Origin of the sequence: Mesorhizobium sp. M6A.T.Ce.TU.016.01.1.1, assembly GCF_003997065.1 — a bacterium.
In the GTDB taxonomy this organism is placed as follows: Bacteria; Pseudomonadota; Alphaproteobacteria; order Rhizobiales; family Rhizobiaceae; genus Mesorhizobium; species Mesorhizobium mediterraneum.
This window is the reverse complement of record NZ_RZTJ01000012.1, coordinates 151692-171068: the sequence shown is the minus strand read 5'-3', so window position 1 is coordinate 171068 and position 19377 is coordinate 151692. Positions and strand designations below refer to the sequence as shown.

The following is a 19377-nucleotide window of genomic DNA, read 5'->3' as shown; positions in this document are numbered from 1 at the left end:
CGCGCGAGGCCTTGCTCGATCGCGCCATGGGGCCGAAGCGCAAGAAAAAATCATCGGAAAAGCTGCGGCGTGGCCGCCGGCCTTCGGAAGGCCTGGCCTTTATCGCGCGCGATGCTTCGGGCGCTGTCACTGGCACGGCGCGGCTATGGGATGTCGTGCTGGGCGAGGGCGGTCGGCCAGCGCTTCTGCTTGGCCCGCTCGCCGTCGATCCCACTATCAAGAATGCCGGCATCGGCTCGGCGCTGATGCGCCATGCGATCACTGAGGCCGCGCGTCTCGGCCATGCGGCGATCCTGCTGGTCGGCGATGCGCCCTATTACGATCGCTTCGGGTTCTCGGCCGAGAAGACCGGCTCGTTGGCCATGCCAGGCCCTTACGAACGGCACCGCTTGCTGGCGCTGGAACTGGTGGAAGGCGCGCTCGCCGACGCGCAGGGCACGCTGAAGGCGGCAGGGCGCAAGCTCAAGGCACAGCGGCTGCCGCTCGCGGCCTGACGGATCGGAAACAAGCCGCCGCCCATCGGGCGGCGTCTTCTTTTCATCCCGGATTGGAGTGGATCAGCCGATCAACTGGCTCAGCGCCATGGCGACGCTCATGTCGCCTTCGACCTTTATCTTGCCGGACATGAACGCCATGGTCGGGTTGAGATCGCCTGCGATCAGCGACTCCAGATCGTCGAGCGAAAGCTTTATGGTGCAGTCGGCCGGCGCGTCGGTGGTCGAGACATCAGCGCCGTCGATGACGATGACACCGTCGCCGCCGGTATCGAATTTCACGGAACGATCGAACCCGGCACTCGCCACGCGCGCGCTGATCTTGTCGGCAATTTCCTGAACGCCCATGGCCGTTCTCCTCGTCTCGTTGCGTTTGTCGCACATTGGCACTTCGGTCCGGCCGAAGTCGCCGTCTTGCGCATTTCGCGATCACGGTCGCTGGCGCATATAGCTTTGGGTTGACGTTTACGTCAACGCGGTTCCCCGAGATGAAGATGGGTTTTATCGCCGCAGTGAAGCCGGGCTGTCCGCGAGGCCAGCCCAGAGGGGGATGGCGGTCCCATTGCATTTAGCTGGACACTGCCGGCAAATGACCGCTACCATCGCCATGTTGCTTGAATCAGGTTTCTACCTGGAGATCGAGTGCTCGAAGAACCGAACAGAAATCCCGGATCCCATCGCTATGGGAAGCCGAGCTTGTGGTGGCCACCACCGTTGGGTTGATGGCCTGCGGGCCTGATCCGAGCTGAAAATCAAATTCTGTGTTCAGAGAGACACCGTCATGAATACCATGCTTTCCGTGGAAGCCCGGGAGACCGCGCTTGCCGTAACTTTCTCGTCAGGCGAAACAGTCTGCTATCCTTGGCTCTGGCTAAAGGACAATGCGCCATCGGCGTTTCACCCGCAGACCGAAGAGCGGATATTCGACCTGACCAGGGTGGAGCCCTCACTCAGACCGATCAGCGTGCAAGACAGAGGCGGCACTGTGAGCATTGTCTGGTTGAACGACCAGGCTGAGGAGGAATTCCCGGGCCAGTTCTTTGAATCCTATCGTCCGGGCAGAAAGAGAAACGATCCGGCTGACATCGCTCCAAAACTCTGGGACGGCTCGATCGATCTTGAAACCATACCGCGTCACTCCGCCGGAGACATCTTGCAAAGCGATGCCGATCTGCTCGCCTGGCTGAAGGCAACGGCTGCATACGGGCTCTCCATCGTCGATGGGCTTGACGATGATCCCGACGCCGGGCGGCGCGCGGCCGAGCGGATAGGGTTCCTGCGCCAGACAAATTTCGGCACCATGTTCGAGGTCGTGTCGATGCCGAAACCGAACAACCTGGCCTATACGCCGGTCGCCCTGCCGTTACACACCGATCTTGCGAACCAGGAGGTGCCGCCCGGCTATCAATTCCTTCATTGTATCGCGAACGAAGCTGAAGGCGGTGGATCGGTCTTTGCCGATGGGTTTGCGATCGTGGCCGCGTTACAGGTGGAAGATCCTGAAGGCTACCGTCTCTTGTGCGAGGTCGAGATACCCTATCGTTTTCACGACGAAAACTACGATCTGCGCGGTAGGTTTCCTGTGATCGTAACGCGACGCGATGGAGAAGTGACAGAGTTACGGTTCAACGCCCATCTTGTCGATGTCATCGACCTTCCCTCCGACATTTGCGAGCCCTTTTACGCGGCCTATCGCAAGCTGATGATGATGATCCGCGGCTCGCGTTTCCAAATAGCCTACCGCCTCAAGGCCGGCGAAATGGCGGTGTTCGACAATCGCCGGGTGCTGCACGGCCGCCAATCGTTCAATCCGAACACGGGGCGGCGACATTTGCGCGGATGTTATGTCGATCGTGGGGAGTTTCAGAGTCGTATTCGCGTCCTCTCGCGATAGCGGACAACGACCGTGTCTTCGTCGTGCTGCTGATCGAAGGCCACCTGATGCAGCGCCACGCCGAGAAGCTCGACAAGGCGAGGCGGGACCTGTCGGGCGAGGGCTAGGCTTACCGAGCAGCCCGGCCGGGCTGTCACGTCGTGAACAACAAGGATGATCGCGGCGGTCAGTAGCCCTCGGCACCCAGGATCCGGAAACTCTGGCGGAGGTTCCTCCGGTGGGTTGTTCCAAAGCCGGCTACAATCAGGGCACTTACACGGTTTGCGTCATTCAAACAGACGAGGACAGTGGTCAAGCCTGTCCCTAGCTTGGACTCGGCCCCCTGCGCTCAGAGTGGTGTAAACGGGCCATGACAGCAGATTCTAGAGCGGTCATCTCACGCGGCGACCGCGTCAGGGGAGATAGGATGAACCCGTATCCGGGAGGCGAGGATCAAGACCCCATGATGGCGCTACACGAGGGGGAGGTTCAGTCATGAGAATCAAAAGTCTGATGAAGCGCGCCGAGAAGGTGGACAGAGCATTCAAGGAGCTTGAAGCCGATTTGGCGGACGCGTTCGATGAGTGCCTCAACCTGGACGACCAGTCGCCGTTGGAGGCCGTCCCGGATGAGAATCTCGCGGCAAAGAATGACAACTCTCAGCCCGAGGACGACGCTGGCACCGCTCGACGCCTGACCTCCCACACACAAACCCGACTGGCTGCGTTAAATGCCGTCGATGGGCTCTTTGACGATGCGCGGGAGTATCTGGAGGAGATCAATACGAAACTGTCGGAGATCGCGACCTCGCATCATCTGACAGGCGAATTCCTGAAGCTGCTTCACGGGGACATTCTTCGCGCCAACGAACTGGAACTGGCAAATGTCGGCCTGACCACCCAGCAAAGAGTGCTGTCGGAGCAGCTCCACGATGCTACCAGAAAGCAGCGCGAGCGTGAAAGCGCTGTCGAGGCCCTGCAGCAGCGCGAGACAGGCCTGATCGAGGACAAGGAGGCACTTCGCCGTGCGCTGGCTGCAGCAAAGCTGGAACTCGTCGTGGCAGGCAATGCGAGCGCAGAACGCGAAGCGGAGTTCGGTGACCTCGTCACAACGCTTTCGGCCAGAACGGCCGAGGCCAACAGATGCTCGCGCGAGAACGAGATACTGCGGGAAAAACATGTCAGCCTGTCGATCGACCTCGACAAGGCGCTGAAACGGGAAGTTGAGGCGCGGCACAGGCTGGATGAACTCTCGACGATTCATGCCAATGAGACGGCGCGACTTTCGGAAGTGCTGGCTGCGCTTGGCAAGAGCGAGAAAGAGGAAATGCGGCTGCAGAAATCGCTCGATGTCGCGCAAGCGAAGCTGTCGGAAATGACGGAAGCGGCCCGTATCATGGAAGGTGACAGGGAAGCCGAGCGTGCGCGTAGTTTCACGGAGATCGGCGGCCTGCGTTCCGAAATTCGGAACCTCCAATCGCGATTGGAGGTTGCCTTGAACGAGAACAGTGAAGCCGCCAGCGAGATCGCCAAGCTCAAGGCTCAATGGAGCGACGCTGTGGCCGAAAAGCAAATCGCGGAGGAAAGGTTGTCTGCTCTCAGAAAGGAGAACGAAAACGACAAGATGAACCTTTCGACGGTGAACGCGAATTTTTCGCAGCTTTCCCTGCAGCAGGCATCCGAACAGATACAGTTCGATGTCCAGAGGCAGGAATGCGAGGACCTGCGAGCCGAAGTCGCGTTGCTCGATGCTCGGGTCAAGGAACTGTTGCCCTATGAGCGTCTCCACAAGGTCACAAACGCCAGACCGCGTGAGGACGGCGTGGTCGAGATCACCGGTGTCGTGGCGGAGAAGGCCCGCGCTACAAGCAGGCGGCGCGTCCGTACGAGCCTGCGCGCTGCATCCTAAGGCACAGGGTGGGCCGCCGCCTAGTGCTCGATCGGGCCTTTCGGCATGACGATCGCCGTGCCGGCGGTTGTCGGACGCTCGATCATGCGGCGGACGCGCGGCGGCTCGTCGCCGCTGTGCAGCGCGCGTACGCGCTCGCCGATAACGGCGTCGGCATGGGTGGCCCGCTTATTGTGGCGGATGTATTCGAGCCATGTCGGCGTGTGGTAGTGCTCGATCCATATTGCGGGATTTTCGAGATCGCGCGCCAGCGTCCAGTTGCGGGCGCCGTCACGGCGTCGGATGCGGCCGCGTTCGGCCATGGTGGCTAGGAATTCCGGCACGTCCTCCTCGCGGATGATGTACTCGATCATGATAGCGATGGGGCCGCTGCGCAGCTTGAGGTCGAGCGCAAGATGCGGCTCCTTGAAACGGTTGGTCGGATCGAGATTGAGCACCGCCTGCTGCGGCAAGGGCAGCAAGAGGCCGATCGCGCCGCCCGCCAGCATCGCGACAGCAGCCGCGATCAGCGCGAATTCGGCGCCATGCGCATCGGCGACGACACCCCAAATCCAGCTGCCGAGCGCGATGCCGCCGAAGGTCGCCGTCTGATAGACCGACAGCACCCGGCCGACCACCCAGCGCGGCGTAGACATCTGCACCGTGACGTTGAAATGCGACAGCGCGATTACCCAGCAGGCGCCGCCGATGAGCAGCCCGAGCGACGTCTGCCAGGCGTGGTCGCTGACGGCGGCATTGAAGGCGCAGAGCGCGAAGCCGGCGAATGCCATGCGCACCATCGTCTCGCTGGACAGGATCTGCCTCAGCCGGACGCTGATCAGCGCGCCGCCGACCGCGCCGATGCCGAACGCGCCGAGCATGATGCCGTAGGTCAAGGCATCGCCCTTGACGACGTCGCGCGCCACCAGCGGCAGCAACGCCAGAACCGCGCCGGCGCTGAAGCCGAAAGCCGCACCCCTGACCAGCACCTTGCCGATATTGGGCGACATGGCGACGTAGCGCAGGCCGGCGCCCATCGCCGCGCCCAGCGTCTCGCGCGGCAGTGTAGAGGCCGGCAGATTCGGCTTCCAGCGGGCCAGCACGATCATGAGCGCGACATAGCTCAGCGCATTGGCGGCAAAGGCCGCGGCCGCTCCTGCGGCGGCAACGATGATGCCGCCGATCGCCGGGCCGACGCTGCGGGTCAGGTTGAAGCCCAACGAATTGAGCGCAACAGCAGCCGGCAGCATGGGGCGCGGCACCATGTCGCCGACAGAAGCCTGCCATGACGGGTTGTAAAGCGCCGTGCCGCTGTTGATCAGGAAGGCGAAGGCGAGCAACGTCCATGGCGTTATCAAGCCAAGGTAGGTGAAGACGGTCAGCAGAACCGAGACGACCAGCATGAAGATCTGAGCAATCAGCATGACCTTGCGCCGGTTGAAGCTGTCGGCTATGGCGCCTGCGACCAGCGCAAACAGCATGATCGGCAAGGTGGTCGAGGCCTGGACCAGCGCGACCTGATAGGACGAGGTGGCGATCGTGGTCATCATCCAGGCGGCGCCGACGCCCTGGATCAAGCCTCCGAAATTCGACACCAGACTGGCGGACCATACGGCGCGGAAAATGCCGTGCCGGAACGGCGCCAGCGCCGAGACGCGTTCACTGTCCGGCTCGTCGTCGATCATGGATGCTTCCCCGACTTCAATGCTGCCTTCTTCCGGTGAATCGGTCCCTCATACCGTCCCTTCAAAGTAGAGCATCACTTTGCAAAGGGCGAACGCCTTTTCGAAGAAGATCATGGTCCAACAACAGGATAGCGGACGCCGGAACAGGTCAGCGGGCGTCCTTGCAGGCGGCGTGGAGCGCTTCGGTGAGGTGGCCGACTTTGTGCCCGATGCCTACTAAATTTCTACGAATGTCGTTGCCCAAAACCGCTGCGCTCTCTCTGATCAAACGCCCGAGGGCAGACTCTGGTCGACATGCGTTACCGATCCTCGAATCCGGTCAGCACGCCGACGGCGTTGATGCCGATTTCCTCGACGGCATAGCCGCCTTCCATAACGAACAGCGTCGGCAGGCCGAGCCTGGCGATGCGGCGGCCAATCTTGGGATAGTCGCCGCTTTTCAGCTTGAACTTGCTGATCGGGTCCTTCTCGAACGTGTCGACGCCAAGCGAAACGACGACGACATCGGGAGCGTACGCCGCAAGTTTCGCGCAGGCGTCTTCCAGCGAAGCATTCCAGGCGTCCCATGAGGTGCCGAACGGCATCGGATAGTTGAGGTTGAAGCCTTCGCCGGGGCCGGCGCCGCGCTCGTCGGCATGGCCAAGGAAAAACGGATATTCGGTCATCGGATCGCCATGCAGGTTCAGCACCTGCACGTCGTCGCGGCTGTAGAAGATCTCCTGCGTGCCGTTGCCATGATGGTAGTCGACATCGAGGATCGAGACGCGCTTGGCGCCCTGGTCGCGGAACCATTGCGCGGCAACGGCGGCGTTGTTGATGTAGCAATAGCCGCCCATGAAAGCAGCGCCGGCATGATGGCCGGGCGGACGGCAGAGCGCGAAGGCGGACGTCTCGCCGCCCTTGACCAGGGCGGCCGCGGTCAGCGCCACGTCATAGGACGACTTGATCGCCTCCCAGGTGCCTTCAACGAAGGTGGCGCCGCCGTCGAAGGAGTAAAATCCAAGCAGCGCATCGATCGTTCTGGGGCGCACATCGCCGCGCAGGCCGCGCGTCGGCCAGGTGAAGGGGATGGCCGAGCCCGTCCGGCCGGACGCTTCCCAGAGCGGCCACACGGTCGGCAGGAAATCGATGTAGTCGCTGGTATGCACCTTCCTGGCGGCAGCGAGATCGTGGGTGTCGGGTGGCAGGATCGGGCCGAGCTTTTCGCTCTCCACCCTCGCCTGGATGAACTCAGCGCGCGAGGGCTTCTCGAAGGCCGGCACGATGGCGCCCGAAATGAGTTCGAAGTTGCCGGCATGACCGAAGTGGAGAGGGGAGAAAACAGTCTTCATCTTGCGGGCCCGGCTCGCTCTTCGAGTTGCGTATCTGTCATTGACGGACTGCTTTGTGGCAGAGAGTTTCAGCGCCGCCAAGAGGCGTTCCAGATCGTTGTTGCAAGTAGCAGCGGACGGCTTGCCAGACGCCAATACTCTGCTAGCCTAAGCTCAAACGGGAGAAAATTATGCCGCCATCGGCCGATCTGATCGTCGAGAATGCCAGCATATTGACGATGGATCCCGATAACCCCCGTGCCGAAGCCATAGCCATCAAGGGCGGCGAAATCATTGCGATCGCAGATCGCGCGACCGTGCTGGAGCATAAAGGCCCCGGCACGCGCGTCATCGATGCCGGCCGCGGCTCCGTCGTCCCCGGCTTCATTGAGGCGCATATGCATCTTTTCGGCGGCGCGGCCGAGCTCGATCATCTCCAGCTGATGGGCGTCCACGGTTTCGAGGCGCTTTCCGACGCTGTGCGCCATTATGCCGCAATGCGACCGGACCTGCCCATCCTGCAGGCGCAAGGCGCCGACTACACCATCCTGTCGGCGACTGAGCGGGTCAGCCGCCGTCATCTCGACCGCATCCTGCCGGACCGGCCCTTCGTCATGGCGGCGCCCGATCACCACACAATGTGGGCCAACACCAAAGCGCTGGAACTGGCCGGCCTGCTTAGAGGCAAGCAGCTTGGCCCGGGCAATGAGATCGTCATGGGCGACGACGGGCTGGCCAGCGGCGAATTGCGCGAGGGCGAGGCCTTTGGGCCGCTGATCGCATTGGCCGGCGAGGATCGCGTGCGGCTCGGCCTGGCCACCGGCGGCGAGCCGGACCCGAGGCCGACGCCGGCGGAGCAGGCCTCCGACCGGGCGATTATGCGCCGCGGGCTGGAATGGTGTGCCAGGCACGGCATCACCTCGATCCAAAACATGGACGGCAATTTGCATCAGCTCGAACTCTTGTCCGAGATCGAGGCCGAAGGCGGCTTGCTGTGCCGCGTGCAGGTGCCGTTCCACTACAAGAACTTCATGGAGCTCGACATGCTCGACAAGGCGTCGGCGATGGCCGAGCGCTACAAGGGTGAATGGTTGTCGTCGGGCATGGTCAAGGTGTTCTATGACGGCGTGCTCGATTCATGGACGGCGGTGATGGTCGAGCCCTATGCAGACCGTCCGGATTGGCTGGGCGAGCCGCTGTTCACGCCGCAGCAATTCATCGACCTTGCCGTGGCCGTCGACAGGCGCGGGCTGCAGATTGCGGTGCACTCGATCGGCGACGGCGCCGTGCGCGCCGTGCTCGACGGCTACGAGGCGGCACAGAAACAAAACGGCAAGCGCGACAGTCGGCATCGGGTCGAGCACATCGAGGTGATCACCGCCGCCGACGTGCCGCGCTTCGCAAAGCTTGGCGTCATTGCCTCGATGCAGCCGCCGCATCCGCCGGGCAGCATGGGCTTGCCGCTGGAGCCGACGGTGTCGCGCATCGGGCCCGCCCGCTGGCCGCTGAGCTATGCGTGGCGGACGCTGAAGAACGCCGGCGCGCGTGTCGTCTTCGCCTCGGATTGGCCGGTGTCGCCGATCGATCCGATCCTGGGCATTCAGGCGGCAGTGCTGCGCAAACCATGGGCAGACGATGATCCCGATCAGAGCTTCTCGCTGCATGAATCACTCGGTGGCTACACGGTGGAAGGCGCCTATGCCGAGTTCATGGAGCATCGCAAAGGCCGTCTGAAGCTAGGCTTCATGGCCGATCTCGTGGTGCTCTCTGCCGATATCGAGGCGACCGCGCCGGAAGCGCTGCATATGGTGCGGCCAGTGACGACGATCTGCGGCGGCAAGATCACTTACCAGGCATGACGATGGCACGGGAATTGCGTTCTGAATCGACATTCAGATGCATGCTTGCCAAGCCACACGCCGTGTGCTGACAATCGAGTGGGAACTGGATCCGCCCTGAAGAGCGGACGCAAGAATGGGGTAATCGTGCCGGAACAACCGGGTAAAAGTGCAATTGAGGTTCGTGGCGTCCGCAAGGTATTCGGTACCGGGGAGTCACAGGTCGCCGCCCTCGACACGGTTTCGGTGTCGATCCGCGAAAATGAGTTCTTCACGCTGCTTGGTCCGTCCGGCTGCGGGAAGACGACGCTTTTAAGGCTGATTGCCGGCTTCGATTTCCCTAGCGCCGGCGAGATACTGCTGCATGGTCAGGACATCGCGCCGCTGCCGCCATTCAAGCGGCCGGTCAACACCGTGTTCCAGAACTATGCGCTGTTCCCCCATATGACGGTGGCCGAGAACATCGGCTTCGGCCTCGAAATGCTCGGCAAGCCCAAAGCCGAAGTGAAGGCGCGGGTCGCCGAGATGCTGAAGCTGGTCAAGATGGAAGCGCTCAGCGGCCGCCGCACCAGCCAGATATCGGGCGGCCAGCAGCAGCGCGTGGCGCTGGCCCGGGCGCTGGCGCCGCAGCCGAAGGTGCTGCTGCTCGACGAGCCGCTGTCGGCGCTCGACTTCAAGCTGCGCAAGGAGATGCAGATCGAGCTGAAGCGGCTGCAGCACGAGACCGGCATCACCTTCATCTTCGTCACCCACGACCAGGAAGAAGCGCTGACCATGTCGGACCGCATCGCGGTGATGTCGTCGGGCAGGATCCTGCAGGTCGGCACGCCTTGGGACATCTATGACAAGCCGGCGGAGCGCTTCGTCGCCGACTTCATCGGCGAGACCAATTTCCTGACCGCGGCCATAACAGGCATGGCCAACGGCAAGGCACGCGCAACGCTCAAATCCGGCGCGACGATCGACGCGACCGTGGCTGAGGGCTTTCAACCGAAGGACAATGCCACCGTGGTGGTCAGGCCGGAACATGCCAAGCTGACCAGCGGCAAGGGCGACCTGTCGGGCACGGTCGAAAACATCGTCTATTTCGGCACCGACACGCACATCCATGTTCGTCTGGACAGCAGCGAGGCGTTCACCGTGCGCCAGCAGAACACGCGCAGCGCCGGCTGCGGTTTCGAGCGGGGGGACAAGGTCGGCATTTCGATCGGCAACGACGCCGCACAAGTGCTGAGGGACTGATGGCGAGCGCGGAAGAAGTCGCCAAGGAAGCCGAACGCAGAGATATCCGCGATCGCTGGCTTCTGTCAGCGCCGGCACTGATCATCATCTTTCTGGCGGCGACCGGCCCGCTGCTGATCGTCGTGATCTATTCGTTCCTGACGCCGGGGCCCTATGGCGACGTGGTGTGGAAATTCTCCACCGACGGCTGGCTGTCGGTGCTGATGCAGCGTGACATCTTCGACGACACGCTGGCCTTCGCCGACGCGCATCTGTCGATCTTCTGGCGTTCGGCCAAGCTGTCGTTCATGACAACGATCTTCACGCTGCTCTTTGGCTTCCCGACCGCCTATTTCATCGCCACCCGGCCCGCGCGGCAGCGCGAGATCTGGCTGTTCCTGATCACCATCCCGTTCTGGACCAATCTGCTGATCCGCACCTTCGCCATCCAGGAGGTGATCCGCAACGAGGGCATCGTCAACACGGTGCTCATCAAGCTCGGCATCATCAGCCAGCCGATCCAGATGATGTTCACCGATTTCGCGCTGATGGTCGGCATGACCTATGTCTATCTGCCGCTGATGGTGCTGCCGCTCTATGCCAGCATGGAAAAGATCGACTTCCGGCTGGTCGAGGCGGGTTACGACCTCTACGCCAACCGCTTCCAGGTGCTGAGGCGGGTCATCATCCCGCTGGTCAAGCCTGGCATCATCGCCGGCTCGATCCTCGTCTTCATCCCGGCGCTGGGCGCCTATGTCACCCCGCGCGTGCTCGGCGGTTCGAAGAATATGATGCTCGGCAATCTGATCGAGCTGCAGTTCGGGCAAGGCCGTAACTGGCCGCTCGGCTCGGCGCTGTCGATCTCGTTGATGGCGATCGTGATGGTCGCGCTGCTCTTCTATGTCCGCTCCGCCGGGCGTCAGGGCGGCACGCATGGGTAGCCGCTTCGACATCCGCCGGCAGACCGGCTTCACGGCCATCGCGATGGTCTGCTTCTTCGCGCTTTACCTGCCGATCATCACGGTTGTCGTCTATGCCTTCAACGCCGGCAGTTCGATCGCGATCTGGGAAGGCGTGTCGCTGCGCTGGTTCTACCAGGCCTGGAACAACAACCAGGTTGTCGACGCCTCGATCCGGTCGCTGCAGATTGCTTCAGTCGCGGCGACTATTGCCACGATCGTCGCCACCATGGCCGCGCTTGCCACGACCCGGACGAAGCCATATCCCGGCCTCGGCTTCAAATACGCCTTCATCAACCAGCCGCTGATGGTGCCGGAAATCGTCACCGCGGTGGCGCTGCTGATCTTCTTTTCGCGCATCAAGATCTGGACCGGCTATTCGGGGCTGGGCTACCTGATGGCCGCGCATACGGCCTTTTGCATCCCCTTTGCCTATCTGCCGATCCGGGCGCGGCTTGAGAACATGGATCTGACGTTGGAGGTCGCTGCGGCCGACCTCTACGCGACACCCTGGAAGGCTTTTCGGCGCGTCACCTTTCCGCTGCTCTGGCCAGGCATCCTTGCCGGGCTGATGCTGGCCTTCGTCATCTCGCTGGATGATGTCGTCATCACGGAGTTCGTCAAGTCCGGCGGCCAGGACACGTTGCCGACTTACATGCTCGGCCAGTTCCGGCGCGTTATCACGCCGGAAATAAACGCGATTTCGACGGTGTTCCTGCTGATCTCGATATTGATCGTCACCGTCTTCTTTTTCATCAGCAGGAAAAAGGATCAGGAATGATATCAGCTGTAACAGGAGAAAAACGATGAAGTGGAAACTGGCTGCGACGGCGCTCGGCGCCGCGCTCCTCGCCTCGGCGGGTATTGCCCGCGCCGATGGCGAGCTCAACATCTACAACTGGGGCAATTACACCAGCCCCGACCTCATCAAGAAATTTGAGGAAAAATACAAGGTCAAGGTGACAGTCACCGACTACGATTCCAACGACACCGCGCTCGCCAAAATCCGCCAGGGCGGCAGCGGCTTCGACATCGTGGTGCCCTCTGCGAGCTTCGTGCCGATCTGGATCGAGGAAGGGCTGCTGTTGGAGACAGAGCCTAGCAAGATGGAGAACTTCAAGAACATGGACCCAAAATGGGTCGATGTTCCCTTCGATCCAGGCCGCAAATACACCGTGCCGTGGCAATGGGGAACGACCGGCGTGACGGTCAACACCTCCGTCTACAAGGGTGACGTCAACACTTCGGCCATCTTCCTGGATCCGCCGCCGGAACTGGTCGGCAAGGTCAACGTCGTTCCCGAAATGGCCGATGTCATGCATCTCGCCATCAGATATGTCGGCGGCGAGCCCTGCACCGGCGACAAGGAGGTGCTGAAGAAGGTGCGCGATGCGCTGGGGGCGGCAAAGCCGAAATGGATCTCCATGGACTACGGCACGGTCGAGAAGTTCGCCAAGGGCGACTTCGCAGCTAGCGTCGACTGGAACGGCGCGTCCTTCCGCGCTCGCCTGCAGAACAAGGACATGGTCTATGGCTATCCGAAGGAGGGCTATCCGATCTGGATGGACAATCTTGCGGTGCTGAAGGACGCCAAGAACGTCGAAAACGCCAAATTGTTCCAGAACTTCATCATGGATCCCGAAAACGCGGCGCTGATCTCGTCTTTCGCGCGCTACGCCAACGGCATCAAGGGATCGGAGGCCTTCATGCCTGCGGACATGAAGACGGCGCCGGAGGTCAACATCCCCGCCGAGTTCGCCGACAAGGGCAAGTTCATGCTGAACTGCGCGCCCGACGTCCAGGCGCTCTACACCAGGATCTGGACCGAATTGCAGAAGTGATCGCAGTACCATGGACCCGGCAGCCATGGCTGCCGGGTCCATGAATCAAAAAAATCTTCGCCAAGGACCGACGTCCGGCTGTCGCCTGATGCACCCGGAGTTTGCCTGCAAATGCCCGATCTCGATCTCTGCTACATGCCGGCAAGCGAGGCCCTTAGGCGCTTCAAGGCGAAGACGCTCTCACCGGTCGAGCTGATGGAAGCGGTCATCGGGCGCGCCGAGGCGACGAAGGACAAGGTCAACGCTTTCACCAACACGCACTTTGACGAGGCGATGGCGCTGGCCAAGAAAGCCGAGGCGAAATACGCCAAGGGCAAGAAGACTGGCCCTCTGGAGGGCCTGCCCGTCGGCATCAAGGATGAAAGCTACATCAAGGGCAAGCCGACCACCGGCGGCTCGCTGATCATGAAGAACTTCATAGCCGATACCACTTCGACCATGAACGAACGCATCATCGGGGCTGGCGGCATCGTCCATGCACGCACGGCGACGCCGGAATTCTCCTGTGCGGCCTATACCTGGTCCAGGCTGTGGGGCGTCACCCGCAATCCCTGGAACCCCAAGTTCACGCCCGGAGGCTCGTCGGGCGGCTCGGCCGCATCGCTCGCATCCGGCACATCGTCGATCGCCACCGGCTCAGATATCGGCGGCTCGATCCGCATCCCGGCGTCGGCCTGCGGTATCGTCGGCTACAAGCCGCCCTATGGCCGCAACCCGGACGACCCACCGTTCAACCTCGACTTCTACTGCCACACCGGACCGCTGGCACGCACGGTCGAGGACGCGATCCTGCTGCAGAACGTCATGACCGGTCCCAGTGCTCTGGATATCGCTTCGCTCCGGCCGAAGCTAACCCTGCCGACCAGGTTCAAGCCGATCAAGGGCTGGAAGATCGGCTATTCGATGGATCTCGGCGGCTTCGAGGTCGATCCGGAAGTGGTGAAGAACACGAAGAAAGCGCTCGACGTGTTCCGCTCACTGGGTGCGGAGGTCGAGGAGGTCGATTTAGGTTGGGGACCGGAGGTCCTGGAGGCCGGGCTCGCCTATTTGAACCATCTGTTCGGCGCGTTCCTGTCGAAGCTGCTGCCCGACCATGCCGACGAGATGACGACCTACGCCCGCAGCTTCGCCGAGGAGGGGGCGGGTTCCAAGGCGACCGATTTCGTCGGTAGCCTGGAGGTGGCTGGCCGCATGTACATGACGCTTGGACCGCTGCTCGAAAAGTACAATGTGCTGATCTGCCCGACCACGGCGCTGCCGTCAGTGCCGGCCGACCATGACCAGTCGAAGGACGAAATCAGGATCAACGGCAAGCTGGTCAATCCCTCGCTGGGCTGGGTGATGACGACGCCGTTCAACATGATGAGCCGCTGTCCGGTGCTGTCTGTTCCATCCGGCCACGCGAAGAACGGCGTGCCGACCGGCATCCAGATCGTCGGCCGCACCTACAGCGACGAAGATGTGTTCCGCGCCGGCATGGCCTATGAAAAAGCAGTTGGTGGCTGGTACGGAGAAAAGACGCGCCGGCCGAAACTATGACGGACGGCGCGACCGCACTGAAAGCAAAAACCGTCGCGACACCGCGGGACACTTCCCGGAGCATAAAATGACTTCCTATCGTAACAGCGAACCGGTGCCGCCGATCATGCAGGGCTCGCCGCCCAAGATGGTGCCTCCAAAGCTCGACTGGGACAGGGGACCCTGGAACCGGTGGGCATTCCAGCACATCCGCGAAATTCTGCCGACCGTCGAAGTCTGGCGCGGCAATGGCCATCGCCGCCGGCTCGAGCGAGCCGAGGTCGATCTCGATGCGCTGCCGGTGAGCGACAGCACGGGTCAGCCTGCGACGCTGGCCGGCCTGCTGGACGAAACCTATACGGACGGGTTCCTCGTGCTCAAGGACGGCAAGATCGCCTATGAGCGCTATTTCAACGGCATGACCGACCGCACGCTGCATTTGTCGCAGTCGATGGCGAAGTCCGTCACCGCTTCGGTGTTCGGCATATTGGTCGGGCGCAGCCTGATCGACCCGGCCTTGCCGGTGACGACCTATCTGCCGGAGCTTGATGCGACCGGCTGGGCCGGCGCCAGCGTGCAGCATGTGCTGGATATGACGACAGGCGTGCGTTTTTCCGAGGAATATACCGACCGCTATTCCGATATCGGCCAGGTTGATGTCGCCAGCGGCTGGAAACCGGTGCCGCCGGGCAGCGATCCGGCCTTCGAGTGGCCGTCGCATATGTTCGAATTGATCCTGCGGCTTAAGGAGACAAGCCGGCCGCATGGCGCTGCCTTCGAATACCGTTCGATCGAGACCGACGTGCTCGCCTTCATCATGGAGCGGGTGACCGGCCAGCGGCTGGCGCAACTGGTTTCGGAGGAACTCTGGCAAAAGCTCGGGGCGGATGAAAGCGCCTGCTTCACCGTCGACAGCGCCGGCTATGCTATCGCCGACGGCGGCTTCAACGCCACGCTGCGCGACTATGGCCGTTTCGGGCAGCTGATCCTCGACAATGGCGGCGGCGTGGTGCCGGCCGACTGGATCGAGGCGACGCGCAGCGGCAGGCATGGACCGGACTTCAATCCCAGCCTGCCGCAAGGCGGCTATCGCAACCAGTTCTGGATCGAGGATCCGCGCTCACGCGCGCTGATGTGCCGCGGCGTGTTCGGGCAGCTGATCCATGTCGACTGGAACACGAGAATGGTCGTGGTGAAGCTTTCGAGCTATCCGGATTTCACTGACATCGCTTATTCGGTGGCGACGATGAAAGCCGTGCACGCCATCGCCGCCGCGCTGGCCTAAGTTCCAAAAAATCGGAAGAAAACGCCATGGCCGGCAAGACCGCGTCCGAGACCAGATACGGGTTTGCCCGAACGGTCTGACACGGTCCAGGCAACCGCGGCATCACAGCTTTCCTGTGGACCTGTCAGGGTGATCGAAAACGCCGCGGTTGGCGGAGCGACGCTCTGCGCCTATGGTCGCCGCTCTTTTCGATAAGGACAGCAGGAACGACATGGCATCCGACATCAAGCGCATCGCAGCAATCATCGCGGCCGAGATCACTGCCCGGCCCGAACAGGCTGCGGCGGCGATCGGGCTGCTGGACGAAGGCGCGACAGTGCCGTTCGTCGCGCGCTACCGCAAGGAGGTCACCGGCGGCCTGGACGACACTCAGTTGCGCCTGCTTGCCGAGCGGCTCGCCTATCTGCGCGAGCTCAATGCGCGCCGCGACACCATCCTCGGTTCGATCCGCGAGCAAGGCAAGCTGACCGAGGAACTCGAAACCAAGATCGCTGCGGCTGCCACCAAGGCGGAACTCGAAGACATCTATTTGCCCTACAAGCCGAAGCGCCGGACCAAGGCGGAGATCGCGCGAGAGCGTGGCTTGGGACCTCTGGCCGAGGCCATCCTTGCCGACCGCGCGGCGGTGCCCGGCGAACTGGCGCTGGCTTATGTCGGCGAAGAGGTGGCCGATGCCAAGGCGGCACTCGACGGCGCGCGCGACATCCTGTCCGAACAGTTCGCCGAAAATGCCGACCTGGTCGGCAGACTGCGGGCCTACATGAAGGAACGGGCCTTCATGCGGTCACGCGTCCTCGACGGCAAGCAGGAGGCCGGCGCGAAATTCTCCGACTATTTCGACCATGTCGAGCGCTGGGCCAACGTGCCGAGCCATCGCGCGCTGGCGATGCTGCGCGGCCGCAATGAAGAGGTGCTGTCGCTCGACATCGAAGTCGATGCCGACGACGCGTCGCCGGTGAAGCCGGTCGAACGGATGATTGCCGATGCCTATGCCATCGGCCGCCAGTTGCCGGGCGACCGCTGGTTGATGGAGGTTGCCGGCTGGACCTGGCGCATAAAGCTGTCGCTGCATCTGACGCTCGATTTGATGCGCGATCTGCGCGAGCGGGCCGAGGAAGAGGCGATCCATGTCTTCGCCCGCAACCTGAAGGACTTGCTGCTCGCGGCACCCGCCGGCTCGCGCGCCACGATGGGGCTCGATCCCGGCATCCGCACCGGGGTCAAGGTGGCGGTGGTGGACGGCACCGGCAAGCTGCTGGCGACGACGACGGTCTATCCGTTCCCGCCGAAGAACGACGTGCGAGGCACGCAGGCCGAACTGGCGAAGCTCATCCGCTTGCACAAGCTCGAGTTGATTTCCATCGGCAACGGCACCGGCAGCCGTGAGACCGAAAGGCTGGTCGCCGACATGCTGGCCGACATGCCTGCTGATTCCGGGCCGAAGCCGCTGAAGGTGATCGTCAGCGAGGCGGGTGCTTCGGTCTATTCCGCCTCGGCGACGGCGGCGGCGGAATTTCCCGGCCTCGACGTGTCGCTGCGCGGCGCGGTGTCGATCGCGCGGCGACTGCAGGATCCGCTCGCCGAACTGGTCAAGATCGAGCCAAAGTCGATCGGCGTCGGCCAGTATCAGCACGATGTCGACCAGTACCGGCTCGGCCGCTCGCTGGAAGCGGTGGTCGAGGACGCGGTCAATGCCGTCGGCGTCGATCTCAACACCGCCTCGGCGCCGCTTCTGGCGCGGGTTTCGGGTCTTGGCACATCGCTGGCCGAGGCCATCATCGCGCATCGCGATGCGACCGGCCCTTTCGCCAGCCGTCGTGACCTGCTGAAGGTCTCTCGCCTTGGACCCCGCGCGTTCGAGCAATGCGCCGGCTTCCTGCGAATTCCCAACGGCACCGAACCGCTGGATGCCTCGGCCGTGCATCCGGAAGCCTATGGCGTGGCGAAAAAGATCGTCGCCGCCTGTGGGCGCGACCTCCGCTCGCTGATGGGCGACAGTGCCGCCCTCAAGGCGCTTGATCCGCGGGTCTTCGTCGATGAGCGGTTCGGCCTGCCGACGGTGCGTGATATACTGGCAGAACTGGAAAAGCCCGGCCGCGATCCGCGACCAGGTTTCAAGACCGCGACCTTCGCCGACGGCGTCGACGACATCAAGGATTTGAAGCCTGGAATGCTGCTGGAAGGAACCGTCACCAATGTCGCGGCGTTCGGCGCTTTCATCGATATCGGTGTGCACCAGGACGGGTTGGTGCACGTCTCGCAACTGGCCGACCGTTTCGTCAAGGACGCGCATGAGGTGGTAAAAGCCGGCGACGTGGTCAAGGTGCGTGTTGTCGACATCGACATCAAGCGTAAGCGCATCGGCCTGTCGATGCGTAGGGATGGCGAGGGCGGTCCACCGAAGCCGCGCGACAACGGCAACAGACCGGTGCCGCGAGCGCCGGTGCCGCAGCGTCAGCCAGAGCGGCCGGCGCAACAGGGCGCATTCGGTGCCGCATTGGCCGATGCGCTGAAGCGGAAGTAGCTACTTCTCCGGCGGTACATGGCCCAGCAGCCAGTCGCGAAAACTGGCGACCGGCGGATGGCCGCGTTTGTCGTGCGGCACGACGAGGTAATAGGCGCTGCGGCTTTGCATCGGCCGGCCCGGCGCCGGCACCAACTGGCCGCGCTGCAACTCGCCTGAGATGAGGACCTGCGGCAGCAGCGCGACGCCAAGCCCGGCCATGCAGGCCTGGGCGGCGGTGCCGAACTGCTCGAACTGCATGCCCGGTCCAGTCGGTGCGCTCAAACCCTGATGCTCGAACCACTCGGTCCATGCGCCGGGCCGCGTCGCCATATGCAGCAGCGGCAGACGGCCGATATCGGCGGGCGTGGCAATGGCGCGGCCGGCCAGAAATTCGGGCGAGACCACTGGCGCGACCGTTTCGCTGACCAAGAGTGTGGAGTCGGCATCGGGCCAATCCGGCAGGCCGAAATGGATGGCGGCGTCGAGCCTCTCGCGGGCGAAGTCGAAGCGGCCGATACGAGTGACGAAATTGATGGTGATATCAGGATTGTTTTCGACGAAATCCGGGATGAGCGGCATCAGCCAGCGTGTGCCGAAGGTCGGCAGGATGGCGAGGTTCAAGATGCCACTATGCCGATTGCTCATCAATCCAAGGGCCGCGTCGCGCAATTGACCTAGGGCGGCGCGCACCGCTTCGGCATAAATCTCGCCTGCCGTCGACAGCCGGACATTGCGGCTGTCGCGTTCGAACAGCCGACGGCCGAACTGGTCCTCCAACAACGCGATCTGCCGGCTTACAGCACCCTGAGTCAGATCGAGCTCGCGGGCGGCGGCGGTGAAAGAGCCGAGGCGCGCCACAGCCTCGAAGGCGGTAAGGGCGCCGATGTTAGGCAAAAGGCGGCGCTGGACGTTCATGATCCATTACTAACGCTCATTGATTGGTGATGCAATTTCGTTTGA

The 19377-nt window shown here is 62.6% G+C and carries 15 protein-coding genes; 11 read left to right on the top strand and 4 right to left on the bottom strand.

All coding sequences use genetic code 11. The features are described 5' to 3' along the window. The coding region (locus tag EOC94_RS21655; RefSeq protein WP_148128432.1) for an N-acetyltransferase at window positions 1–494 on the top strand (494 nt) is incomplete at its 5' end. A gap of 63 nt (window positions 495–557) precedes the next feature. On the opposite strand, the gene EOC94_RS21650 is transcribed toward EOC94_RS21655, so the two are convergent. After that, a complete protein-coding gene (locus tag EOC94_RS21650; RefSeq protein ID WP_127293338.1) occupies window positions 558–842 on the bottom strand; it encodes an SCP2 sterol-binding domain-containing protein in 285 nt (94 codons plus the stop codon). Between the two features lie 433 nt (window positions 843–1275). Here EOC94_RS21650 and EOC94_RS21645 point away from each other — a divergent pair, with 433 nt between their 5' ends. Then, complete coding sequence (locus tag EOC94_RS21645; protein ID WP_127293336.1) at window positions 1276–2388, top strand: TauD/TfdA family dioxygenase; 1113 nt, start codon at window positions 1276–1278, stop codon at window positions 2386–2388. A gap of 474 nt (window positions 2389–2862) precedes the next feature. Further along, entirely contained in the window at window positions 2863–4275 is a 1413-nt protein-coding gene (locus tag EOC94_RS21640; RefSeq protein ID WP_127293334.1) for a hypothetical protein, read from the top strand. A 20-nt stretch (window positions 4276–4295) separates the two neighbouring features. Here the strand turns inward: EOC94_RS21640 and EOC94_RS21635 are convergent, their stop codons facing one another. Then, window positions 4296–5939 (bottom strand): MFS transporter, encoded by a 1644-nt coding sequence (locus tag EOC94_RS21635; protein WP_127293332.1) that lies wholly within the window; start codon window positions 5937–5939, stop codon window positions 4296–4298. A 299-nt stretch (window positions 5940–6238) separates the two neighbouring features. Further along, window positions 6239–7270 (bottom strand): histone deacetylase family protein, encoded by a 1032-nt coding sequence (locus EOC94_RS21630; protein ID WP_127293330.1) that lies wholly within the window; start codon window positions 7268–7270, stop codon window positions 6239–6241. 170 nt (window positions 7271–7440) lie between these two features. Between EOC94_RS21630 and EOC94_RS21625 the strand changes: the two genes are divergently transcribed. From EOC94_RS21625 to EOC94_RS21590, 8 genes are all read left to right on the top strand, one after another. Then, window positions 7441–9108, top strand: a complete 1668-nt coding sequence (locus EOC94_RS21625) for an amidohydrolase (protein ID WP_127293328.1) — start codon at window positions 7441–7443, stop codon at window positions 9106–9108. Window positions 9109–9234: 126 nt separating this feature from the next. After that, window positions 9235–10329 carry an ABC transporter ATP-binding protein gene (locus EOC94_RS21620; protein ID WP_095484101.1) on the top strand — a complete coding sequence of 365 codons (1095 nt, stop codon included), beginning with the start codon at window positions 9235–9237 and terminating at the stop codon, window positions 10327–10329. Further along, window positions 10329–11249 carry an ABC transporter permease gene (locus EOC94_RS21615; protein ID WP_127293326.1) on the top strand — a complete coding sequence of 307 codons (921 nt, stop codon included), beginning with the start codon at window positions 10329–10331 and terminating at the stop codon, window positions 11247–11249. Before EOC94_RS21620 ends, EOC94_RS21615 begins: the two co-directional genes overlap by 1 nt. Next, window positions 11242–12048: an ABC transporter permease gene (locus EOC94_RS21610; protein WP_127203822.1), complete on the top strand. Its 807-nt coding sequence runs from the start codon at window positions 11242–11244 to the stop codon at window positions 12046–12048. Before EOC94_RS21615 ends, EOC94_RS21610 begins: the two co-directional genes overlap by 8 nt. A gap of 25 nt (window positions 12049–12073) precedes the next feature. Next, window positions 12074–13108 (top strand): extracellular solute-binding protein, encoded by a 1035-nt coding sequence (locus EOC94_RS21605; RefSeq protein ID WP_127293324.1) that lies wholly within the window; start codon window positions 12074–12076, stop codon window positions 13106–13108. A 111-nt stretch (window positions 13109–13219) separates the two neighbouring features. After that, on the top strand, window positions 13220–14647 hold the full coding sequence (locus EOC94_RS21600; protein ID WP_127293322.1) for an amidase: 1428 nt from the start codon (window positions 13220–13222) through the stop codon (window positions 14645–14647). A gap of 67 nt (window positions 14648–14714) precedes the next feature. Next, window positions 14715–15911, top strand: a complete 1197-nt coding sequence (locus EOC94_RS21595; RefSeq protein ID WP_127293320.1) for a serine hydrolase — start codon at window positions 14715–14717, stop codon at window positions 15909–15911. Between the two features lie 211 nt (window positions 15912–16122). Then, entirely contained in the window at window positions 16123–18435 is a 2313-nt protein-coding gene (locus EOC94_RS21590) for a Tex family protein (protein ID WP_127293318.1), read from the top strand. On the opposite strand, the gene EOC94_RS21585 is transcribed toward EOC94_RS21590, so the two are convergent. Beyond that, window positions 18436–19332, bottom strand: coding sequence for a LysR family transcriptional regulator (locus tag EOC94_RS21585; protein ID WP_127293316.1), 897 nt, complete (start codon window positions 19330–19332; stop codon window positions 18436–18438). Window positions 19333–19377: the final 45 nt, after the last annotated feature.

Excerpts from the sequence above, each read along its gene's own strand:
- EOC94_RS21615 (WP_127293326.1), top strand. The coding sequence starts at position 10,329 with ATGGCGAGCGCGGAAGAAGTCGCCAAGGAAGCCGAACGCAGAGATATC.
- EOC94_RS21645 (WP_127293336.1), top strand. The coding sequence starts at position 1,276 with ATGAATACCATGCTTTCCGTGGAAGCCCGGGAGACCGCGCTTGCCGTA.
- EOC94_RS21590 (WP_127293318.1), top strand. The coding sequence starts at position 16,123 with ATGGCATCCGACATCAAGCGCATCGCAGCAATCATCGCGGCCGAGATC.
- EOC94_RS21625 (WP_127293328.1), top strand. The coding sequence starts at position 7,441 with ATGCCGCCATCGGCCGATCTGATCGTCGAGAATGCCAGCATATTGACG.
- EOC94_RS21640 (WP_127293334.1), top strand. The coding sequence starts at position 2,863 with ATGAGAATCAAAAGTCTGATGAAGCGCGCCGAGAAGGTGGACAGAGCA.
- EOC94_RS21585 (WP_127293316.1), bottom strand. The coding sequence starts at position 19,332 with ATGAACGTCCAGCGCCGCCTTTTGCCTAACATCGGCGCCCTTACCGCC.
- EOC94_RS21595 (WP_127293320.1), top strand. The coding sequence starts at position 14,715 with ATGACTTCCTATCGTAACAGCGAACCGGTGCCGCCGATCATGCAGGGC.
- EOC94_RS21610 (WP_127203822.1), top strand. The coding sequence starts at position 11,242 with ATGGGTAGCCGCTTCGACATCCGCCGGCAGACCGGCTTCACGGCCATC.
- EOC94_RS21630 (WP_127293330.1), bottom strand. The coding sequence starts at position 7,270 with ATGAAGACTGTTTTCTCCCCTCTCCACTTCGGTCATGCCGGCAACTTC.
- EOC94_RS21635 (WP_127293332.1), bottom strand. The coding sequence starts at position 5,939 with ATGATCGACGACGAGCCGGACAGTGAACGCGTCTCGGCGCTGGCGCCG.
- EOC94_RS21605 (WP_127293324.1), top strand. The coding sequence starts at position 12,074 with ATGAAGTGGAAACTGGCTGCGACGGCGCTCGGCGCCGCGCTCCTCGCC.
- EOC94_RS21600 (WP_127293322.1), top strand. The coding sequence starts at position 13,220 with ATGCCCGATCTCGATCTCTGCTACATGCCGGCAAGCGAGGCCCTTAGG.
- EOC94_RS21650 (WP_127293338.1), bottom strand. The coding sequence starts at position 842 with ATGGGCGTTCAGGAAATTGCCGACAAGATCAGCGCGCGCGTGGCGAGT.